The organism is Methanosphaera sp. A6 (assembly GCF_001729395.1).
Taxonomy (GTDB): Archaea; Methanobacteriota; Methanobacteria; order Methanobacteriales; family Methanobacteriaceae; genus Methanosphaera; species Methanosphaera stadtmanae.
The window spans coordinates 1-21015 of sequence record NZ_MAIF01000098.1 but is presented as its reverse complement, the minus strand read 5'-3'; the positions used below and the strand labels follow the sequence as shown (position 1 = coordinate 21015).

16 protein-coding genes and 1 tRNA gene are annotated in these 21015 nt (G+C 29.5%); 3 read left to right on the top strand and 14 right to left on the bottom strand.

What is annotated here, in order from left to right; all coding sequences use genetic code 11:
* Nucleotides 1-197, top strand: a 197-nt coding sequence (locus A9758_RS07660) for a hypothetical protein (protein ID WP_233144172.1), incomplete at its 5' end; no start/stop codon positions are given.
* A gap of 258 nt (nucleotides 198-455) precedes the next feature.
* On the opposite strand, the gene thsA is transcribed toward A9758_RS07660, so the two are convergent.
* From thsA to A9758_RS03250, 13 genes are all read right to left on the bottom strand, one after another.
* Complete coding sequence (gene thsA / locus A9758_RS03310; protein WP_011405747.1) at nucleotides 456-2063, bottom strand: thermosome subunit alpha; 1608 nt, start codon at nucleotides 2061-2063, stop codon at nucleotides 456-458.
* Nucleotides 2064-2584: 521 nt separating this feature from the next.
* On the bottom strand, nucleotides 2585-3952 hold the full coding sequence (locus A9758_RS03305) for a 2,3-diphosphoglycerate synthetase (protein WP_048059798.1): 1368 nt from the start codon (nucleotides 3950-3952) through the stop codon (nucleotides 2585-2587).
* Between the two features lie 650 nt (nucleotides 3953-4602).
* Nucleotides 4603-6798: a UvrD-helicase domain-containing protein gene (locus A9758_RS03300; RefSeq protein WP_011405745.1), complete on the bottom strand. Its 2196-nt coding sequence runs from the start codon at nucleotides 6796-6798 to the stop codon at nucleotides 4603-4605.
* Nucleotides 6799-6827: 29 nt separating this feature from the next.
* On the bottom strand, nucleotides 6828-9143 hold the full coding sequence (locus tag A9758_RS03295) for an FAD-dependent oxidoreductase (RefSeq protein ID WP_011405744.1): 2316 nt from the start codon (nucleotides 9141-9143) through the stop codon (nucleotides 6828-6830).
* Nucleotides 9136-10116, bottom strand: coding sequence for a ferredoxin:CoB-CoM heterodisulfide reductase subunit HdrB (gene hdrB / locus A9758_RS03290; RefSeq protein WP_011405743.1), 981 nt, complete (start codon nucleotides 10114-10116; stop codon nucleotides 9136-9138). The genes A9758_RS03295 and hdrB overlap by 8 nt, the downstream gene beginning before the upstream one ends.
* Nucleotides 10117-10130: 14 nt before the next feature.
* Nucleotides 10131-10736, bottom strand: coding sequence for a 4Fe-4S dicluster domain-containing protein (locus A9758_RS03285; protein WP_232048213.1), 606 nt, complete (start codon nucleotides 10734-10736; stop codon nucleotides 10131-10133).
* A 159-nt stretch (nucleotides 10737-10895) separates the two neighbouring features.
* Entirely contained in the window at nucleotides 10896-12266 is a 1371-nt protein-coding gene (gene cysS / locus A9758_RS03280) for a cysteine--tRNA ligase (protein WP_011405741.1), read from the bottom strand.
* Nucleotides 12267-12368: 102 nt separating this feature from the next.
* Nucleotides 12369-12439 (bottom strand) — tRNA-Cys (locus A9758_RS03275).
* 169 nt (nucleotides 12440-12608) lie between these two features.
* The gene (locus A9758_RS03270) at nucleotides 12609-12815 is read right to left on the bottom strand and encodes a histone family protein (RefSeq protein ID WP_011405740.1); all 207 of its coding nucleotides are present in this window, start codon (nucleotides 12813-12815) and stop codon (nucleotides 12609-12611) included.
* Between the two features lie 350 nt (nucleotides 12816-13165).
* Nucleotides 13166-15460, bottom strand: a complete 2295-nt coding sequence (locus A9758_RS03265) for a cation-translocating P-type ATPase (RefSeq protein ID WP_052273649.1) — start codon at nucleotides 15458-15460, stop codon at nucleotides 13166-13168.
* Nucleotides 15461-15499: 39 nt separating this feature from the next.
* Nucleotides 15500-15874, bottom strand: a complete 375-nt coding sequence (locus tag A9758_RS03260) for a metalloregulator ArsR/SmtB family transcription factor (RefSeq protein ID WP_011405738.1) — start codon at nucleotides 15872-15874, stop codon at nucleotides 15500-15502.
* Between the two features lie 172 nt (nucleotides 15875-16046).
* The gene (locus A9758_RS03255) at nucleotides 16047-16949 is read right to left on the bottom strand and encodes a hypothetical protein (protein ID WP_011405737.1); all 903 of its coding nucleotides are present in this window, start codon (nucleotides 16947-16949) and stop codon (nucleotides 16047-16049) included.
* 36 nt (nucleotides 16950-16985) lie between these two features.
* Nucleotides 16986-17648, bottom strand: coding sequence for a DUF5612 domain-containing protein (locus A9758_RS03250; RefSeq protein ID WP_011405736.1), 663 nt, complete (start codon nucleotides 17646-17648; stop codon nucleotides 16986-16988).
* Nucleotides 17649-18038: 390 nt separating this feature from the next.
* Between A9758_RS03250 and A9758_RS03245 the strand changes: the two genes are divergently transcribed.
* Nucleotides 18039-19079 (top strand): hydroxymethylglutaryl-CoA synthase, encoded by a 1041-nt coding sequence (locus tag A9758_RS03245; protein ID WP_011405735.1) that lies wholly within the window; start codon nucleotides 18039-18041, stop codon nucleotides 19077-19079.
* Nucleotides 19080-19111: 32 nt separating this feature from the next.
* Entirely contained in the window at nucleotides 19112-20272 is a 1161-nt protein-coding gene (locus A9758_RS03240; protein WP_011405734.1) for a thiolase domain-containing protein, read from the top strand.
* Between the two features lie 49 nt (nucleotides 20273-20321).
* Here A9758_RS03240 and A9758_RS03235 read toward each other — a convergent pair whose 3' ends face one another.
* Nucleotides 20322-20825, bottom strand: coding sequence for a hypothetical protein (locus A9758_RS03235; RefSeq protein WP_011405733.1), 504 nt, complete (start codon nucleotides 20823-20825; stop codon nucleotides 20322-20324).
* Nucleotides 20826-21015: the final 190 nt, after the last annotated feature.

The window sequence follows — 21015 nt, the reverse complement described above, 5'->3', positions numbered from 1 at the left end:
CTATTATTCATCTAAGAGAGGATATTTTTATAAAAGCTAAAATAACAAAAAATTTTGATAATACAAGTACTATTGAACATTTCCAACATGAAGGATATTCTTTAACCTATTTTATATTTTTAGAACTTATTAATTTAGTACCTTTATGTGTGTGGGGAATAGATTTTTATATACTATATGGTAGAGCAAATACTTAATAACAAGTAATGTTTTGAGAATTTTTCTAATAATTACAACTTTAATATCTTTTGGAGTGGCATTTAAAATAATAGGTATGTCATTTAATTATTTAGGAGTAATTATTCCTGTAGTAATTATATATCTACTACGACAACATCAATTGAAAGATAATAAAGAAATAGTTTATTAACTAATTTTTACTTTTTTTAAATATGAATTAAAACTAGTTTTTAAAAAAGAAGATTATTAAGAAGTTATCTTAATCTTCTTATTGTTTACATGTATGGATTTGGTGTTCCAGGCATGTCTCCACCTACAGGAGTCATTGGTTTTGTTGATACCACATCATCAATACGTAGTATTTCACCTGCTATTTCTGTAGCTGATTCTACTATTGCTTTTTTGGAATTTTGTGAATCAAGGATTTTATCTGCTTTCATATCAGATACATCTCTTTTTATTACATTTACTCCCATATTTGTGGATTCATTTTGTTTTGCTAAAAGTTTTGTTAAGACATCTATTGTGTCCATTCCAGCATTTTTAGCTAAAGCTACTGGTAATTGTTCTAATGCATCAGCATATGCTTTAATTACTAATTGTTCTTTATCAGTGAATTTATTTGCATATTTTCTTAAGGCTTTGGATGCTGCAATATCTGCTGCTCCTCCTCCAGGAAGTGCTTTATCATCTTGTCTTGTTTTTATTACTGCTCCTATTGCATCGTTGATTGCTTGTTCTAGTTGATCAGTAATGTGTTTTGTACTTCCTCTGATTATGATGTTTAAAACTCCAGCATATTTACAGTCTTCTATGAATATGTATTCTCTGTCTTCAAATACTTCTCTTTCATATACATGACCTGCTTCTCCAAGATCATCACTTGTAAGTTCTTTAATATCATTTACTATGTTTGCACCTGTTGCTTTGGATAATCTTTCAAGATCTCCTGCTTTTACTCTTTTTGCTGTTAGTATTCCAGCTTTTGTAAGGTAGTGTTGACATAGGTCACTGATTTTTTTGTTGTTGAAGAGTACTGTTACTCCTGCATCTACAAGTTTTTGTACTTCATCTTGAAGCATTTGTGCTTCTTTATCTAAGTATGCTTGGTATTCACCTGGTGTGGTGAGTTTTATTTTAGCATCATTTTGTAGTTCTCTTGCATCCATTGGATATTGTAGAAGTGCTATTTTAGCATCTTTAACATCTTTTGGCATTTCTGATTCTAAAACATTTTTATCTACAGTTACACATTCTGAGATTTCTGTGTCTTCTGTACCTTCTCCATGGATTTTTCTGATTTTGATCATGTCTTGATCTATTTGGCCATCTTCTTCAACATTTAGTAATGCTTCAACTAATTCTTTTGCCATTTTATCAAGGTTTGTAAAAGATCCTTTTCCAGACATGGATGTTCTTGCAACGTTTATTAGTTCTTCTTCTTGAGCAGGAATTGCTATTTCATCTAATACTTCAAGGGTTTTGTTTTTTGATTCTTCAAATCCTTTTACTATTGTGGATGTTGGTATTCCTTGTTCAATTAGTTTTTCTGCTTCTTTTAATATTTCTCCAACTAACACTACTGCTGTTGTTGTTCCATCACCATATTCTTCTTCTTGCATTTTTGCAAGGTCTACAATCATTTTTGCTGCAGGATGATCTGGTTCTGTTTCTTTAAGTACTGTGTAACCATCGTTGGTTATTTTCACATCACCAATAGAGTTAATTAACATTTTGTCCATTCCTCTTGGACCTAATGTTGTTTTAAGTACGTTGGATAATAGTTTTGCAGCCATTATATTGTTTTTAGTTGCTTGACTACCACTTGTTCGTGTAGAACCATCAGCTAGAACTATTAATGGTTGTTGGTTATTTTGTACCATATTAATTATCCTCCAATTTTTAGATATTATTAATTTTTTTAAATTCTTTTTTTTATTATAGACTGATTAAATGAATTTCTTTTTTAATGAATAATATGCTAAAACCGTGTTTTTTTAATTTAGACTGATATAAAAATTTGATAATTAATAAACATTATTTTTATGAAAATAATCTTTTAAAATATTTTTCCAACTGTATATTATTATATTTATTATATATAATAAACTTATTGTTAATAAGGGTGTTTGAAGTTATATAAATACTTTACTATTTTTCAAAATATTTTTACAAAAATAATGGATTAAAAACACAAAAACACGACATTAAATATATATTTACTAAAAAATAAAAAAATAAAAAAAGTATAATCAAAAAATAACATATTATAGAATAAATTTTCTTAAATAATTCCCTATTCTACTGTATACTCATTTATATCTAAGCAATTACTTTTTAAATTATTAGAAGTTCTATAAAAATTAATACTATAGCTACTTGTATCTTTCTTAATTCATTCAAACTAATCTTTTTTATTAAAGCTTTCTTTTGCTTCATATACAATATTCATTATTGATTTATCTAAATCATACTCATCGTTTATTGCTATTGGAATGTTATCACAATAAACTACTTCTAAACCTTTATTTAATGCATCTTTAGTTGCCACATCTACTGCTGCTGCCTTTAGTTCTGTAAGCATACAGTCAATGTTATCAATATTTTCTTCAATATCCCTTTGAAGAAGAGGTCTGTTGGACAAGTGAGATGAAATAGCCACTACATTACAATTAAAGTTTTCTTCCAAATAGTCCTTTAATAGATGTTGTACTGATTCTGGTGCAGTTGTTGCAAATAAAATATTTTTATTAGATATATCATCTACAGGATGTGGCCTAAATATTGTTGGAACAATATCTGCATTTGGATTAATTTCATGTATCTTAATTAATAAATCATCTAATTTTTCCCTAGAACAGATTTGTTCATCACACATTGTTATTATAATAAGATCTGCTAATTTAATTCTATATGGACCAAAATATTCTGTTAATGTTTCCATTGGCTGATGGCCACCAACAAGAACTATTTGTTTATCAGCCTTTACTGGAGGTATTGCAGAACCACTACCCTCTAGTGCTACAAGATTCACATCCAAATCATTGGTCATCATTGCTCCTTCAACCATGTTTGTCTCATATACCATACCTGCCATTCCACCAGCACATCTTCTACAACCTACTGTTAAAACTCTACTCATTAAAGCATCCTCCCAGTGATCTGATGCTGCATGAAAGCCCTTATCAGATTTTTCCATAAGATATTTGGGAGTTAAATGTATTTTATCACCACGTACTATTTCAGGTATTTGAGGTCCACCTCTTCCCATTGCAACAACACATGGAACAAAATCACTATCCTTGTTAATAAGACGAGCAGTATATGCAGAAACTGCAGTTTTTCCAATTCTTTTACCTGTACCTATAATTTTATATGATGGATTATTAAGTACATCTTCCTCTTCTAATGCTTTAAATTCAAAATCAGATCCCTTATACATACAACCATTAAGTAGTGCAATTGTTGCTATATTAAATCTTATTGAATAGTTTACAACAGGTTCATCAGATAAATCAACAACCATTCCCACATCATATTCTTTTATAGATTCTTCTATTAAGTCATATGGAACTTTACTATGATCTTGACCAAATAATACAGGTTTATTAAACATTTCTGAAATTATATCCACATTTGTATCCCTTAGTTTTTCAGTTCCACCTATAAATAAGAGTAATTTAACGTCATAACCCTTACTTTCTATTTTATCAACAGCCGATTTTGTTACTGGAAAATAATGTTCTCCATCAACTAAACACAATACACTCATAGAATTTTTTGATTTCAATAAAATACCCTCCACATGAATTCTTTTGAATATTCATAATATGAAAAAATCTTTTTTTATAAAGTATATAATAATTTTTATTTACATTATTATTTAAAAGACTACCTACTAATACATATTTACACTTGCAATTTATGTCTGGAATAAAATAAAAGTATTACCTAAAAACTAAAACATTCACTTCCCCTATCAAACATACACCCCCCAAAACAAGCTACTATAACAGATATTCATAGAAGTAATCCAAAAAGAGATATTGAAAATAAAATAGAGGTAGTAATTATATAAGTAAAAAGTAGTTTGAAAAATAAAAAAATATATATTATTGTATTTAAATATATTATATTATACTATTTCATGATGAAAAAACTTAACATAACAATTAAGTTAAAGGACATTATCAAAAAAAAGTTCGAACTTAAAAAGAAGATAATGAAATAATTTTTTTTAAATTCACATTAAGAGGAGGGAAAATCATGGCAAAAGTTAAAGGAACCAACAGAAGAACCAGACCAAAATCTGGATACAAAAAACAAGGAAATAAAAAAGGAAGAGGAGTTAGAGAAAAAAGATACCACGGATAGAGTGAAATCTTTACTCTTTATTTCTTTTTAAATACAAATACTATTTTTTTATATATGAATTAAATTATCTAAATTTACCCAATGACATATTTTATCTCGAGACCATCCTGTTGCAACATTAGGTATTTTAATATTATCCTGAAAATCACCCTTATAACCATAACGCATACTATTTAATCCAACAAGAATTAACAATGACTTAGCACGAGTATATGCAACAAAGTATCGTCTAATAAGATCATTAAAAGCATTGTCCAAACCCTTATTTTCATTAGAAAGTGATAACTTAGAATAATCACCAAGATATTTCTCAATACTATGTGTTTTACCACCATTTCTTGGAAATCTTTTAAAGGCAGATGATGCATCATTTTTATAAATATCACATCCAACATCAACAATAACAATATCAAATTCCAAACCCTTTGCCTGATGAATAGACATGATATTTATATTTTCATCAATACTAACATCAAACATGTCATCATCCACATTAACAGCACCTGATGCAATAGGTACAAGTATGTGCCAGAATATTTGATTAGCAGAGAGTCTACCTTCATCACTTATTGCATTGTTAGTCTGATTTATAGTTTCCATAATTATATCATGATAAATACTATTTTCACTAGATTCCTTAATTAAATCACTACATTCTACTTCTATATCATCTAATAAATCAGATAAGACTATATCATCCTCATATAATGGTACTTCTTTTTCTTTACAAGATAAATAATTTTCCACCTTTTTTCTCCAATCTTTTAGTATTTTCTTTGTATGAGGTGGTATGTTATCTAAATTATTTTCAATAGTAGCATCAGAATCAATAGAAACAAGTATTAAACCACAAATTAATGAAACAATATCTGTGGCCTCTATATTTTGACCCCTAGGATTAAATACTGCAATATCCTCACTTCTTCCAGTTATAGATTCTCTTACATAGAATGGTAACCTATGTCTATTATATGCACTTATTTCCTTTGGAGAATTTGTAAGAATTGCTATTGAAGGATTATCTTTTTGTTTTAAATCATATATTTTACTACCAACTCTTCGGGAAGTATCTTTTCCAATTTTTAAATCATAGATAAGATTGGACAGATCAGTTGTTAATTCTTCAATGTTGTTTCTAAACATGCCCATTACAGGTAAACCATTAGGTGAATTAGAATCTGGTTCTATTAATGGCTTATTTATACTACGAGATGATTCATACTTCTTATCTAAATGTATGAATTCATTAACAAAGTTAATGATATTAACAGTTGACCTGTAATTTTTCTTTAAAAAAATGCTCTTAGGTGTAATACCCATATAATCATTTATTCTTTTTAAATACTCTGTAAAAAGATCAATTGTTGCTCCTCTAAAACGATACAATGACTGATCATCATCACCTACTACAGTGATGTTACCATTATTTTCCAAGACATATCCTGCCATTTTAAAGTAGATTTGTTCTTGTAGATAATTAGTATCCTGGTACTCATCAATTAGAAGTACTTTAAAATGATTCAATCTAGAAACTTTACAATCACATAACATATCATACAACCTAGTTTCAAGCATAGGATAATCAAGTATTCCCCTTTCTTTAAGAGTCATGTTATATGCATCAATAATATCAAATAATATGTATTCATTATTAGAATTTTCTTTTAATTTATCATAATCAACAATATCATAATAAATACGTTCTCTAATAGATCTTATTTGATTGTTCATCTCAGTAGTATTTACACCACCGACACTGTTTTTAAGTTTTTTAAGAAATTGTTTTAATTTCTTATTAGAATTCTTATTATCTAAAAGTAATGTTTGCATCATAAGAGCTGATGATGTGAAATTATCTATAACTTCAATAGATTCACCATCACAGACAATATCCTCAGCAATACTATCCAAGGTACCAATAACCATTCTATTAAAATCATAATTAAGATCATAATCCAATGCTTCAGAAATCATTTTAGCCCAAAGAATAGTTCTATTTTTTAATTCTCTTGCAGCCTTCTTTGTAAAGGTAGTTACTATAACATCATCAAAGCTAATATCATCAACAAAGTAGTATTTTAATATCTTTAAAACAAGTACTGTTGTTTTTCCACTACCTGGTCCTGCAACAATGTACTGACTCTCATCAACTGGTGCCATAATTGCTTCTTTTTGACTACTATTAGCCATACTTCTATTTAGTATTGTTTCAACCAATTCAATGTATTTTTCTTGTGATATCATAATATAACTCCTAAAGAATATCTGAAGAATTAATAGGAATTTAATCTTAATTCTTCATCAAATTCCTTAAATTGATTTGCTAAACCTCTAAAGTAAGGTATAAATACACTGTGTATTATTAGTCTATTTGGATTAATTCCTTCTTCTTCTAAATGTTTCTTCATAATATTTACATTTTCACGTATTTCCTTATGTTTAGGTGTATCTGGATATTCCCCAATGAATACTCCATCGGCACCATGTGTTAGGGCATATAAGACATGCCTATATTTTACACGATTTATAAATGGTACATTAATAATTCTTACAGAACTTGGACAGGACACCCTATTAATTCCCATGTTATTTGCAGAAACATTACCAATATCATCGAGAAATGCTATGATAATACGTTCATCATCTTTTTTATTCTTTAATATTCCCCTAATACTAGCTTCTAATTTATCATCACTTTGTCCTTGAATACTTATTGCCTCCTGAGGACATGTGATTATACAATCTCCACAACCAGTACATGATATTGCATCAACATGTATTGAATTTCTATTTAATGTTATTGCCTGATATACACAGTTTTCAACACAACTTCCACATAGAACACATTTTTTAACATTTATAGATGCAATAAATGGTTCAACTTCAAGCCCACCATTTACTAGTTCTGATATTTTAGTTGCTGCAGCATTTGCCTGAATAATACTATCTGTTATATCTTTTGGTCCCTGTGCTGTACCACAAACAAATATTCCTTCAATATCAGTTGTTACTGGTTTCATTTTTGGATGTTTTTCTTTAATAAAGTTATCCTCTGTTAAAGCCACATTTAATGTTTTTGCAACTTCAATTGTACCTTTAGATGATTCTAAAGCTGCAGATAATACTATTAAATCTGTAGGAATTTCTTCTCTAATTCCTGTTAAAGTATCCTCTATCCTTACAATCATATGATCATCTTCACGTGCAATCTCTCCTGGTCTTCCACGTATTAATTCAATACCATTATCTTGTCCATATTTATAATATTTTTCATAGACACCAGGAGTTCTTATATCAGTATAACAGATTATAACTTCTGTATCAGGATAATGTGTTCTTATTAGATTTGCACTCTTTAGTGCTACCATACAACAGACCTTTGAACAGTATTTATGACCTCCAGGTAGTTGGTCTCTTGAACCTACACATTGTATCATTACAACACGACGTGGAACTTTACCTGTTGAAGGAACAAGAAGTTTTCCATGTGTTGGACCATTTACTCCCATTACTCTTGCCAGTTCCATTTGACTTAATACATCCTCATACAACTCATGACCATATTCTGGTCTTTTACTTGTATCAAATCTTTGATGTCCAGTTGCAATTACAACAGAACCTACTGTTAATGAAATAATATCATCTATAGCATCAAGATCTATTGCATTTGTAGGACAGACATTTGTACATATCCCACATTTAATACAGTGTTCATCATCTAATGTGTATGTACTTGGAACTGCCTGTGGAAATGGTTTATATATTGCTTTTCTATTTATTAATCCTTCATTCCATTCATCAGGAACTACTGTTGGACAGGCACTTGTACATCTCCCACAACTAGTACATTTCTGTGTATCAACATAGACTGGTTTTTTTCTAAGTATTACATCAAAGTTTCCTGCTCTTCTTTCTGAACGTTCAAGTTTTGTATTGGTTAATAATCTTATATTTTTATTATGAACCATTTCATCTATAACAGGATTTAAAAGACATGCAGCACAGTCTTCTGTGAGTTTTTCTGGTGAAAATACTTTACCTACCTGTACCATTGCGCCTCCTACTGCTGGTCTCTTTTCAATGAGTGTTACTTTCATTCCCTGTTTTGCAAGTGATACTGCTGTTGTTATCCCAGAAATTCCTGCTCCTATAACAAGTACACTGTTTTTTACTTGTGTTGGAATTTTTTCAAGTGGTTCATCATATTTTACTGATTCTATTGCAGAGTTTATTAGAGATAATGCCTTATTTGTTGCTTCTTCATGATTTTTAGTAACCCATGAACATTGTTCCCTTACATTTGGCATTTCAAATAAGTATGGATTTAATGGTTTTATATAGTTTTGAAATGTTTCTCCATGAGTTACTCTTGAACATGCAGCAATCACTACACGATCTAGATTTTCTCTAAGAATCTGATCCTTAATTATCTTCCTTCCTTCTAGTGAACATAGATTTTCATGATGTTTAATTGATACTACTTCATTGTTTTTAATGAGTTGTTTTTCTATTTTATCTAATTTCAGTACATCAGATATGTTTCCACCACAATGACATAGAAATACTCCTATTTTATGTTGATTAGTCATGTAATGAATCCTCCCCACTATCATATTCTATACCTAGTTTATCAAGAATTGGTTCTACATTTGTTGTGTGTGTCTGTATTCCTACTGTTTTATATGGATGTGCTCCCATATATAGTGCTATTAGTTGTGCAATATTCAATATTACCATGTGTTTTTTATGTCCTGTGTGTTGTTGTATTACTCTTTCATATCTATCAAATTGAAGATGACAATTTGGGCACATAACAAGTAACACATCAACATCCTCCTTATATAGACTTTCAAATTTATCTGTTGATGCTTCTAATGATAATTCTCTATTTGCATATCTTTGTCTGAATCCACAGCCACATGTTAATCTTTTATGATCATACCATCCTATTGTTGGTACATCCATTGCTTCACATATTTTATCCATGAGTTGTGGATTTCTTACTCCACAGAGTGTATCATCATAATGTACTTTACAGTAATGACATCCATGGTGTGTTGCTATTTTTAGTCCTGAAATATCTACTTTTTTATGTTTTTTTAGTTGGTCTTTAAAGTGATATAATATATCTGCAACATGTGTTATGTCATCTGTTGGATTGATTGAATCTTTTTTGTATTGTAGATTTTCAAGACCATTTTCACAAAAGGCATTATTTATCTTTTCTCTAACATCATCTTTTTGATTTAATGTTTTTGCGGCATTTTTTAAGATTGCATAGCATGTTGCACACATTGGTACGTAGTGTTTGTGTTTGTTTTCTATTGCATGACTGAAGTTTCTTGCTGCTAGTGCTGTTGTTGATAATTCATCAAATATATCATAGTAATGTCCTAGTCCTGTACAACATGATTGATTACGATCTATTACATATTCTATTCCTAGTTTATCAAAGATATATTTTGTTGATGCTTCAATTCCAGGATATTCTGCAGATACAAGACAGCTTCTAAATAGTGTTATGTCCTTTATTGGTATGTTTTTTGTATTTGTTTGTTCCATACTTTCTTCCCCCACTATTTCTTGTCCCTTACATCTTTTATTTTCTTAACTCTGTTTTTAAATCCTATTGCTTCTAATGTTTTATCTACTTCTTTTTCTGCTTCTGGAAGTAAAAACATACTTTCTAAATTTAGTGTTTTACGTACATCTTCAAGTTGTTGTTGTAATCTATCCCAATGTGGTCCATAATCCTTAAATAATTGTTTATGATATTCTTTTGGTATTACTCCTAATCCTGTATCAAGGAAACTGTCTGCAAAGCTCATAAATGATTCTATTTCTTTTTTTCCTGTGTCTTTATCTATTGCCATTTGTCTTAGTATTTGATTTACTTCACATACACTGTTTCCTACTGGACATACACTATGACAGTTGTAGCAGTAGAAACAGTTCCATATATATTTGTCTTCAAGTAATGTTTTATCATCATCAAGAACTCGTTTTATTACTACTCTTGGATCATATTCTGAGTGTCTTGCTGCTGGACATGATGATGCACACATTCCACATTGTACACATCTAAGTAGTCCTAAATCAGGGGATGCCTTTATATCCTTTAATACTTTATAGGCCAAATCATCCTTTTTTGATTGACCCATTTCTCTCCTTTTAACATTCAATGAAATTCACCTATTATTAAATTACTATTTTTTTATACTTCTTTATACTTGATATATGTTTATAATACTTAAAATTTTTTAATAAATAATATGATATTGTTATTACATTATCGCTACAATAACAATGTTATAAAATATTATTAAAAAAAATAAAGAGAATTATTTATCCTCTAATGTAATATCAAGATTTGCCAATTCATCCCTAATTTTATCAGCTAAATCCCAATCCTTTTTAGAACGAAGATCTTCTCTAATTTCAGTGATAATATTTAATAAATCTCCTGATACATCAGAAACCATATCATCCTCAACTATTATATCAAATCCAAGTATAGATTCAATATCCTTAAATGTTTCAACTATATTATTTAGAGTATTTCTTGATACTTCATTACTACTAATTGCCTTATTTATCTTATGGGTAAAATCAAATAAATTAGATAAAGCAATAGGTGTGTTGAAATCATTGTTCATTGCATTGAAGAATTCTTCCTTAAATAATTCTAAGTCCTCATCAAGTACTTTTCCTTCAGGTAAATTATCTTCAGTTAATTTATCTATGATGATTTTACCAGTATTTTGAATTCTTTTAAGACTATTTTCAGCTTGTTTTAATGTATCTTCACTAAAATCAATAGGGCTTCTATAATGAGTAGATAATACAAAGAACCTGTAAACTTCGGGAGTAACTATTTCTAACAATTCTTTAATAGTAATGAAGTTTCCCAAGGATTTACTCATTTTTTCACCAGACACATTTAAAAATCCAGTGTGCATCCAGTATTCTACTAATGGTTCCTTACCAGAGGATGCTTCCATTTGAGCTATTTCTGCATCATGATGAGGGAATATTAAATCTAATCCTCCTCCATGTATATCATATTGAGGACCAAAGTATGCTTCTGTTATTGCAGTATCTTCAATATGCCATCCTGGTCTTCCATTACCCCATGGAGATTCCCAGTAAGGTTGTTCATCCTGTTTTTTCCATAATGCAAAGTCTTTTGGATCTTTTTTAGTAGAATCTATTTGTATTCTTGTATTTTGTAAATCATCAAGATTTCTGTTGGATAATTTACCAAAATCTTCAAATTTAGATACATCGAAGTAAACTCCAGTTTCTGTATCATATGCATATCCTTTATCAATTAAATCTTGGATTTGATTAATAATTTCATTCATATGTTCTGTTGCTCTTGCATAGAAGTTTACATTAGATACATTTAATGTTTCCATGTCTTTAAGGTATTCTTTTTCAAATCTATGAGATAATTCTAGTGGATCTTCATTATTTTCCTTTGCTCTTTTTATAATTTTATCATCAATATCTGTAATATTTTGTAAATAAAATACTGAATATCCTTCATGTTTAAGATATCTTACTATTACATCAAATGAGATATATGTTCTTGCATGACCAATATGTGAGTAATCATACACTGTAGGTCCACATACAAATAATTTAATTTTATTGTTAGTTACTTTCAACTCTTCTTTTTGACGAGTCATTGTACTGTATACTTTAATCATGATATAAAATACTCCTAAAATAATTTAGAAAATTATAATAATAATACATATATCTATAATTAAAACTATAAAATTTTATTTAAAATTAGAATTTATAATAAAAGCCAAGGTTGGGATTTGAACCCAAGTATTATGGTCTGCAGCCACACACCTAGCCACTCGGTAACCTTGGCAAAAACAAAAATAATTATTAACTTTTAGTAAGCATTATTATATATTTACAAAGTAATATATAAAGATTGTGGTTAGTCCCCTGTAAACACAAATTAATTGAAGACCAAAAGAATGCCTATAAAGATTCCTATAAAAAAAGAAAAAATAAAACATAAAAACAAGTTGTTTTTATAAGTCTCTGCATGCTAACTCAATGTCGGATGCTTTAACAGTTTTTCTACCTGCATGTTTTGCAAGTTTTACTGCATCTTCTGCGATGGATGTACCGAATGTTTCGAGTACTTCTGCTAATTCTTCTTTAGCATCATCACTTATTCTGCTAGCACCTGCATTTTTTAATAATCTGCCTACAGGAGCAATTGGTAACTCAGCCATATTTTCACCTCCAATATATATTATATTACAATATAGTAGTATTTAAATATATGGTAATATTTAGCCTTTAATATGACAGATATTAAAGTAATACCCTTAGATATAATAAAATACTATAAAAAATAATAAAATCAGAAAATAAAACTTAAATTAAGACTGAAAAATTAAAATAAGATTTTTAAAAAAAATAAAATAAAATATGATTCATGAATCCTTATTTATATTAAATAAAAATAATTTACTAAAAAATGAAATTAAAAAATAAAATAGGATAATTAAAGAAAATAATTAATAATAATTCCTTAATTTCATATCATATTCTACTTATTCTATATAACCTATAAATTCCATTAGAAAATAGGATCTTTAACTCTTCCAATTCTAAATGAGTTTAGAATAACAAGAAGCGTTAATCCCATATCTCCAATACCTACTGCCATCATCAAAGTAATTAAACCAAGTATAGCTAGTATTACAAATAGAAATTTAACTGATATTGCTGTTATAATATTTTGTTTAATAATACTCATTGTTTTAGTACTTAAACTAAATAAGTAAGGTAACTTTGTTAAATCATCCTGCATAAGTGCTACATCTGCAGTTTCTATTGCAACATCAGATCCTGCAGCACCCATTGCAATTCCAACATTAGATCTTGCAAGTGCTGGTGCATCATTTATTCCATCTCCCACCATTGCAACATCACCAAATTTATTCCGTATAGTATCAACTATATTCAATTTATCTTCAGGTAATAGGTCTGAGTAGATATAAGTTACACCTATTTTATCTGATACAGCATGGGCTGCAATTTTATTATCTCCAGTTAACATTACTGTTTTTACACCAGCATTATTTAAGTTTCTGATTACTTCTTCAGATTCATCTCTAATTTTATCCATTACAGTGATTATACCTATGACTTTTTCTTCATTTCCTATAAAGACAACAGTTTTTCCATCACTAGCATAGTTAATTACTGTTTCTCTTGATACTATAAATTCACTATTCTCTATAAGTGATTCATTTGCTGCATAGTATTGTTTGTTATTAATGTATCCTACAATACCTTTTCCTGGAATATTTTTAAAGTTTTTAACTTCTTTAATTTGAAGATTATTGTCTTTAGCATGATTTACTATTGCTGTTGCTATAGGATGTGTAGATTTTTTTTCAAGAGAAGATGCTATTTCTATTAAATCATCTTTTGTATATTTATCATCTAAAACATCAATATCCATAATTTCAAGTTTTCCTTCGGTTAAAGTACCTGTTTTATCAAATATTACTGCTTTAATATTACGCATTTCTTCAACATAGCTACTTCCCTTAATTAACACTCCTTGTCTTGTTGCAGAGGTTATTGAAGAGACCATTCCAATTGGTGTTGATATTAAAAATGCACATGGACATGATATTACCATAAGGGATAATGCCCTGTATATCCAATCTACAATGTTTTCTCCAAAGAATAATGGCGGAATTATTGCTACACATATGGTTATTATAATTATTGCTGGAGTATAGTATTTTGCTATTTTTTCAACATATGTTTCTGTGTGTGATCTATTTAGTTGTGATTGTTTTACCAGTGTTACAATCTTAGATATTACACTATCTTTTGATGCTTTTGTAACTTCTATTTCAAGATATCCATCTTGATTTACTGTTCCTGCAAATACTTTATCTTTAATTGTTTTTGTTACTGGTATGCTCTCTCCAGTAATTGATGATTGGTTGATTGTAGATACTCCTTCTATTACCTTACCATCTAATGGTACTTTATCCCCTGGTTTTACTATTACAATTTCTCCTACTTTAACCTCATCAATAGATACTGTTTCTACAGTGTTTCCTACTTTCAGACGTGCTTTTTCAGGTGCTATTTCTACCAATGATTTAATTGAATGTTGTGCTCTTTGTTCTGAATAATCTTCTAAGAATTCTGCTATAAAGTATAAAAATGTTACAGCAGCACCTTCTTCAGGATGACCTATTAAAAATGATGCTACTGCTGCAATACACATCAATACTGCTGGAGTTATTGTATGTCTTGTAAACACTGCTTTTTTTGCCATTTTTGCAATATCATATCCTGCTATTATTGCACCTATTGCAAATATTACTGTTGCAAGAGTTCCCCCAAATACTGAGAAGTATTCAAGTAAGTGTCCTAGTGCAAATAGTATTCCACTACTTACTATAATTTGTATTGAACGATTTTTAAGAAGAGGTATTCCTTCTTTAATTACTTCTTCTTCCTCTTCATCATCATCATCACAATCTCCACAGTTACATATTTTTATATCACTACAACAATCATCATCACAACAGTCCTCGTGATTGTGTTCATGGTTGTGTTCATGATTATGTTCATGGTTGTGTTCATGGTGTGTATTACCAGTACAACAGTCGTCTGCACAGTCACATATTTTATCTACTTTAGTATCAACGTTGTTATGTTCATATTCTTTGAAATTTGTTTTTTCTTGGAAGTTTTTTAATAGATCCTTATTGTAGTGAGCATTTTTTTCACAATGAACCATTTCACAATTGGGATCCATACATATGAAATTAAAATGTTCTGGATTAAAACATTCCTCATTTTTACAATCAGGATCATAACATTTATTATTGTGTTCCATTTATACACCTTCTAAAAAAATAATTATCTTATACCTTATTTATTCTAATACATGTTCTATTCCTATTTTTAATATTTGTACAACATGTTTATCTGCTAGAGAGTATCTTGCTTGTTTTCCTTCTTTTGTATATTTTACTAGATTTTTACTTCTTAATGTTCTTAGTTGATGTGATACTGCTGATTGACTCATATTTAATATTTCACATATATCACATACACACAAGTCTTCTACAGACAATAATGATAGAATTTTAAGTCTTGTTGGATTTCCAAAGATTTTAAATGTCTCAGATAATTCCATGTATGTATTTTCACTCATTAATTGTTCTTTTGCTCTTCTTATTGGTTTTTCATGTAATACTGTTATATCACATGTGTCATCTCCGACATTGAATAAGTTATCTTCTTTCATCTCAACCACTCCTCATATGAATATTTGTTCATATGTACATATAAATATTGTTATATAAAATATCAAAATAAAAATCAATTAAAATAAAAGTTAAAAAAAAGAAAAAGAAATAAAAAATTCTTTATATGAAAAATATTAATCTAAAAAAATCATATTTATCATATAAATATACCTAGTCAATTATTTCAGAATTTCCATCAGTTTGTGTACTGTTATTTAAATCTGATGAGGAATTATTATTTGAGGAATTAACATTACTTGTATTTTGTGAGGTGTCATTAGTAGTTGTGTTATTTAAACTATCATCTAAATGTTCAAAGTCGAAGTTATCAACAGCACCTATCACATCCCCAATCTCACTAGATGTTCCATTTGTATTGTATTGACTAGTCATATAAACTACTGATGGAATGTTATTTGAAATTAAAGGTATTGACACATACCTTGCATATGTATAACTACTTGGTGTGTATACTCCAACATCAGTATTGTTTGATATAGCTGTAACTACTTTCTTAGATGTGTAGGTGTCCTCTGATGGTACAAATACAAATGAGTTAGAATCTGAAACTCCATGAATATCCATAGAGAAATTATAGTTGTTGCTAATTATATCTGGCACTACAGATTCATCAGCTAAAGCTTCAGTTTTATTGTTTAATGTAAGGTTATTTGAATTATTAGTAGTGTTATTTATATTTGTATCATTTGTTGGTTCAATGACGTATATATCATATGCATATTTTAGATTTTTTGAATTTTCAAGTGTTGAAACAACAACATTTGAAGCCGGAGTTTTCACATCAACCCCTACAATCAAAGCCACATGAATATCCGATGTTTTATTACCATAACCTGACATCTTAGTAACAACACCATATGAATTATTAACAACAACAGACTTCTCAATAGGATTTACCTCAGCTGGGGGTGCTGTTGTATTATTTTCCACAGGCTCATTATTTGATGAATTTCCATTTAATGCTACAGTTACACCCATTATAATAACAACTGCAATAACCATTATAATAATCAGTCGCAGAGGATTAAATCCTCTAGGTTCTGGATCATACATAATATACCTCCAAATTATTTATTATATTAATTTAATCTAACTTTTCAAGAATTTATTATCAAGTAGTACATCATCATATGAATCAATATCAGAAATTAATTTAACAGCCATAGCTCCAGCCTGAACAGGATCATTAACAACTAAATCAACAACCGAATCTAAATCACCTAACATATCAATTGAAACTATTTTAAGATCATTATTATTTTCCTTTAACTTAATAATCTCATCAGTAATTAAACCACCCATCATACTACCTGATAAAACCAAAGCATTGATTCTTGGAAGTTTATCTAAAGAATGAATTGCTTCTTGAATTTCAACTCCACCACCAATAATCATACCATCAACACTAATAGTTTCACCATGAGCATTATGTAATTCAGCTTCCATAATACCACCCTGTAGTGTTTTAGCCATTATTTCTCCATCACCAACAACTATCACACGTTTACCAAATGTTTCATAAAGTGTTTTATGAGCATGAACTTCCACAACATTTGGAATATTAGAAATATATCTAAGAAGATCACTCATATCATCTACACCAGTAATCTCCATATATATCTTTCCAAAATTATCTTCAAGAAATAGATGAGTATAGATTATATTATAATTTCTTTCATATAACTTATCTGCAATACCATGTAATACTCCTGATTTTTCTTCTGTTTTTATAACTACTGCTACAGTACTCATTTTAAAAAGTCCTCACCATTACAAATTAAATATTATATTATATTATATTATATACTTCTATAAATAAGAAATTACTGTTTTTTCAAAATAAAAAAAAATAAAACATGAAAATCACATAAACTTAGAAATAAAACTAAAAAATAAAACAATGAAAAAAATAGATTAAATATATAAAATACCCCCCAAACAGGAAAAAATAAAAATCCATATTTATAATATAACCTATTGAACTAGAAAAAAATAACGTAAATATATTAACTTGAATAAACTAAAGTTTAATTAATACAGATAAAAAAAATAATAGAATCTAATATAAAATTATCTATATATAATTTAACTGTAATTACAGAAAGAAACTATTATTGAATATAATATTAGTAAGGTGATAAAATGACAGGAATCGTTGGATATGGAGCGCATATCCCCTCTTACAGAATAAAAGTAGAAGAAATTGCTAAAGTATGGGGAGATGACCCAAAATCTATTTCAAAAGGATTAGTCGTAAATCAAAAATCAGTACCAGGACCAGATGAAGATACTATTACAATATCAGTAGAAGCTGCAAGACGAGCTTTACAACGAGCTGAAATAGATCCTCAAGATATTGGTGCAATCTATGTAGGATCAGAATCACACCCATATGCAGTAAAACCAACCGCAACAATAGTCGCAGATGCAATAAGAGCATCACCTAACTTAACAGCAGCAGACTTAGAATTTGCATGTAAAGCAGGAACTGCAGGTATACAAGCTGCAGTAGGACTTGTAAAATCTGGAATGATAAAATATGGATTAGCAATAGGTGCTGATACATCACAGGGAGCTCCAGGAGATGCTCTTGAATACACAGCATCTGCAGGTGGAGCAGCATATATTATTGGTGAAGATAACACTATAGCTGATATTGAACACACATGCAGTTTTACAACAGATACTCCTGACTTTTATAGACGTGAAGGACAAGCATATCCATCACACGGTGGAAGATTCACAGGTCAGCCAGCATACTTCAAACATGTACTTGGAGCAGCAAATAGAATGTTAGAAGAAACTGGAACTACTGCTAAAGATTATGATTATGCAGTATTCCACCAACCAAATGGAAAATTCTATATAAGAGTTGCAAGAAAACTTGGCTTCACAGAAGACCAATACAAACAAGGTCTATTAACACCAAATATTGGAAATACATATTCTGGAGCAACACCACTTGGTCTTGCATCAATTCTTGATATAGCAAAACCTGGAGATAAAATCTTCGCAGTATCCTATGGATCAGGAGCTGGAAGTGATGCATTTAAAATCACTGTAAATGACAGAATAGAAGAAGTTCGTAACAATGCTAAAACCTTAGAAGAAATTCAATCAAAAATAACCTATGTTGACTATGCAACATATGCTAAATTCAAAGGTAAAATAAAAATGAACTAAATACAAAGACAATAAAATAAGGAGGAAAAACTATGAGAGATGTCGCAATAGTAGGAGTTTCCCAAACAAAATTCGGAGAATTATGGGAAAAATCCTTTAGAGATTTAGTTGTAGAAGCTGGAATAGATGCCATACGCGATGCAAACATGAATGGTGAAGATATTGATGCAATGTACATTGGTAACATGACTGGTGGATTATTTGTAGGACAAGAACATATAGGTTCTCTAATAGCAGAACACTCAGGATTAACACCAATCCCAGCAACAAGAGTAGAAGCAGCATGTGCTTCAGGTGGTCTTGCTCTAAGACAAGCAATAATGGCAGTAGCATCAGGTTACTATGATAGAGTTATGGCAGCAGGAGTAGAAAAAATGACTGATGTTGTAGATGCAACACCAGCAATTGCAGCAGCAGCTGACCGTGAATGGGAAGCTCAACAAGGAGTTACATTCCCATCATTATATGCAATGATGGCAAAAAGACACATGTACGAATATGGTACAACACGTGAACAAATTGCAGGATTTGCAGTACTTGGACATAAAAATGGTGCTCTAAATCCAAAAGCACAATTCCAAAGAGAGATTAGTGTAGATGCAGTACTTAATTCAACAAAAGTAGCATCACCATTAAATATTTTAGATTGTTCTCCTGTATCTGACGGAGCTGCAGCAATTATTGTATGTCCAGCAGATGAAGCACATAAATATACTGATACACCAATTTATATAAGAGCATCTACTCAAGCATCAGCAACAATAAGTTTACATAACAGAAAAAGTTTAACAACCATCCCATCAACAATATTTGCAGCTAAAAAAGCATATGACATGGCTAATTTAACTCCAAAAGATATGGATATGGCAGAAGTTCATGATTGTTTCAGTATAAATGGATTAATTGCAATTGAAGATCTTGGTTTCTTTGAAAAAGGAAAAGGTGGACAAGCAATTGAAGATGGTCTTATAGAAAGAGATGGAGACATAGCTGTAAATCCATCTGGTGGATTAAAAGCAAGAGGACATCCTCTAGGTGCTACTGGTATTGCACAAGCTGCTGAAATTACCTGGCAACTAAGACAAGAAGCAGGAAAACGTCAAGTTAGTGATGCTACCTCTGGTATTACCTTAAATATAGGTGGTACTGGTGGAACTGCAGCAATCCACATACTATCTGTAGATAGAAAATAAATTCCCCCTTCTCACCCTACTTTTTTTATAAAAAATAGTTTAAAGAAGATTAACTGTGTAGTTTTGTAAATTCATCTTTATAATTATTAAATCTATGAATAAAATTATTTAATTCCTTATCATATTCATCTAAAACTTCTTGAGGAGCTTCTAATTCCATGGAATATCCATCAAAAAGAAGTAGTTTTATCTCTAGTAATGTGAAAAATTCTGAGGATAATGTAATTGCAAGATTAATAAATTCATCACATTCATAAAATGGATCCATAAGTAAACATTCAATCATTTCCTTTGTTTCTAAAAATATTGGAAATTCATGTACTGCTAAATCATTTGAATAGAGATTATCTGCTACTTTTTCATATGATTCAAGAATTAAATCTATAATTTCCAGTGCAATTGTTGTTGATAAATCATCAGATTCTGATTGATCCATATTCCAGAATGTTATAGGTGTAATATTTCTTAGAGATTCTAGTAAACTAATAATTAGTCTATTATATTCCTTAATGTCACCAAAGAAAATTTCATTAAAATCTAAACTTTTTTCCATAAAACTCCCCTTAAAAAATTAAATTCAAAAGCTTTTTCTTATAATTGTAATCTGTTAAAAATAAAATATAATGTTATGTAAATTAAAATAAAAAAAAGTAAGTTCATGAGTCTATCATGAACCAATCCTTATAGAGACTAATATATCTCTCTAACTCATAGGTAATTTAACTAATATAGATTATAATCTA

Coding starts and splice junctions, on each gene's coding strand:
- thsA (WP_011405747.1), bottom strand. CDS start 2,063: ATGGTACAAAATAACCAACAACCATTAATAGTTCTAGCTGATGGTTCT.
- A9758_RS03305 (WP_048059798.1), bottom strand. CDS start 3,952: ATGAGTGTATTGTGTTTAGTTGATGGAGAACATTATTTTCCAGTAACA.
- A9758_RS03300 (WP_011405745.1), bottom strand. CDS start 6,798: ATGATATCACAAGAAAAATACATTGAATTGGTTGAAACAATACTAAAT.
- A9758_RS03295 (WP_011405744.1), bottom strand. CDS start 9,143: ATGACTAATCAACATAAAATAGGAGTATTTCTATGTCATTGTGGTGGA.
- hdrB (WP_011405743.1), bottom strand. CDS start 10,116: ATGGAACAAACAAATACAAAAAACATACCAATAAAGGACATAACACTA.
- cysS (WP_011405741.1), bottom strand. CDS start 12,266: ATGATTAAAGTATACAGTACAATGACTCGTCAAAAAGAAGAGTTGAAA.
- A9758_RS03270 (WP_011405740.1), bottom strand. CDS start 12,815: ATGGCTGAGTTACCAATTGCTCCTGTAGGCAGATTATTAAAAAATGCA.
- A9758_RS03265 (WP_052273649.1), bottom strand. CDS start 15,460: ATGGAACACAATAATAAATGTTATGATCCTGATTGTAAAAATGAGGAA.
- A9758_RS03260 (WP_011405738.1), bottom strand. CDS start 15,874: ATGAAAGAAGATAACTTATTCAATGTCGGAGATGACACATGTGATATA.
- A9758_RS03255 (WP_011405737.1), bottom strand. CDS start 16,949: ATGTATGATCCAGAACCTAGAGGATTTAATCCTCTGCGACTGATTATT.
- A9758_RS03250 (WP_011405736.1), bottom strand. CDS start 17,648: ATGAGTACTGTAGCAGTAGTTATAAAAACAGAAGAAAAATCAGGAGTA.
- A9758_RS03245 (WP_011405735.1), top strand. CDS start 18,039: ATGACAGGAATCGTTGGATATGGAGCGCATATCCCCTCTTACAGAATA.
- A9758_RS03240 (WP_011405734.1), top strand. CDS start 19,112: ATGAGAGATGTCGCAATAGTAGGAGTTTCCCAAACAAAATTCGGAGAA.
- A9758_RS03235 (WP_011405733.1), bottom strand. CDS start 20,825: ATGGAAAAAAGTTTAGATTTTAATGAAATTTTCTTTGGTGACATTAAG.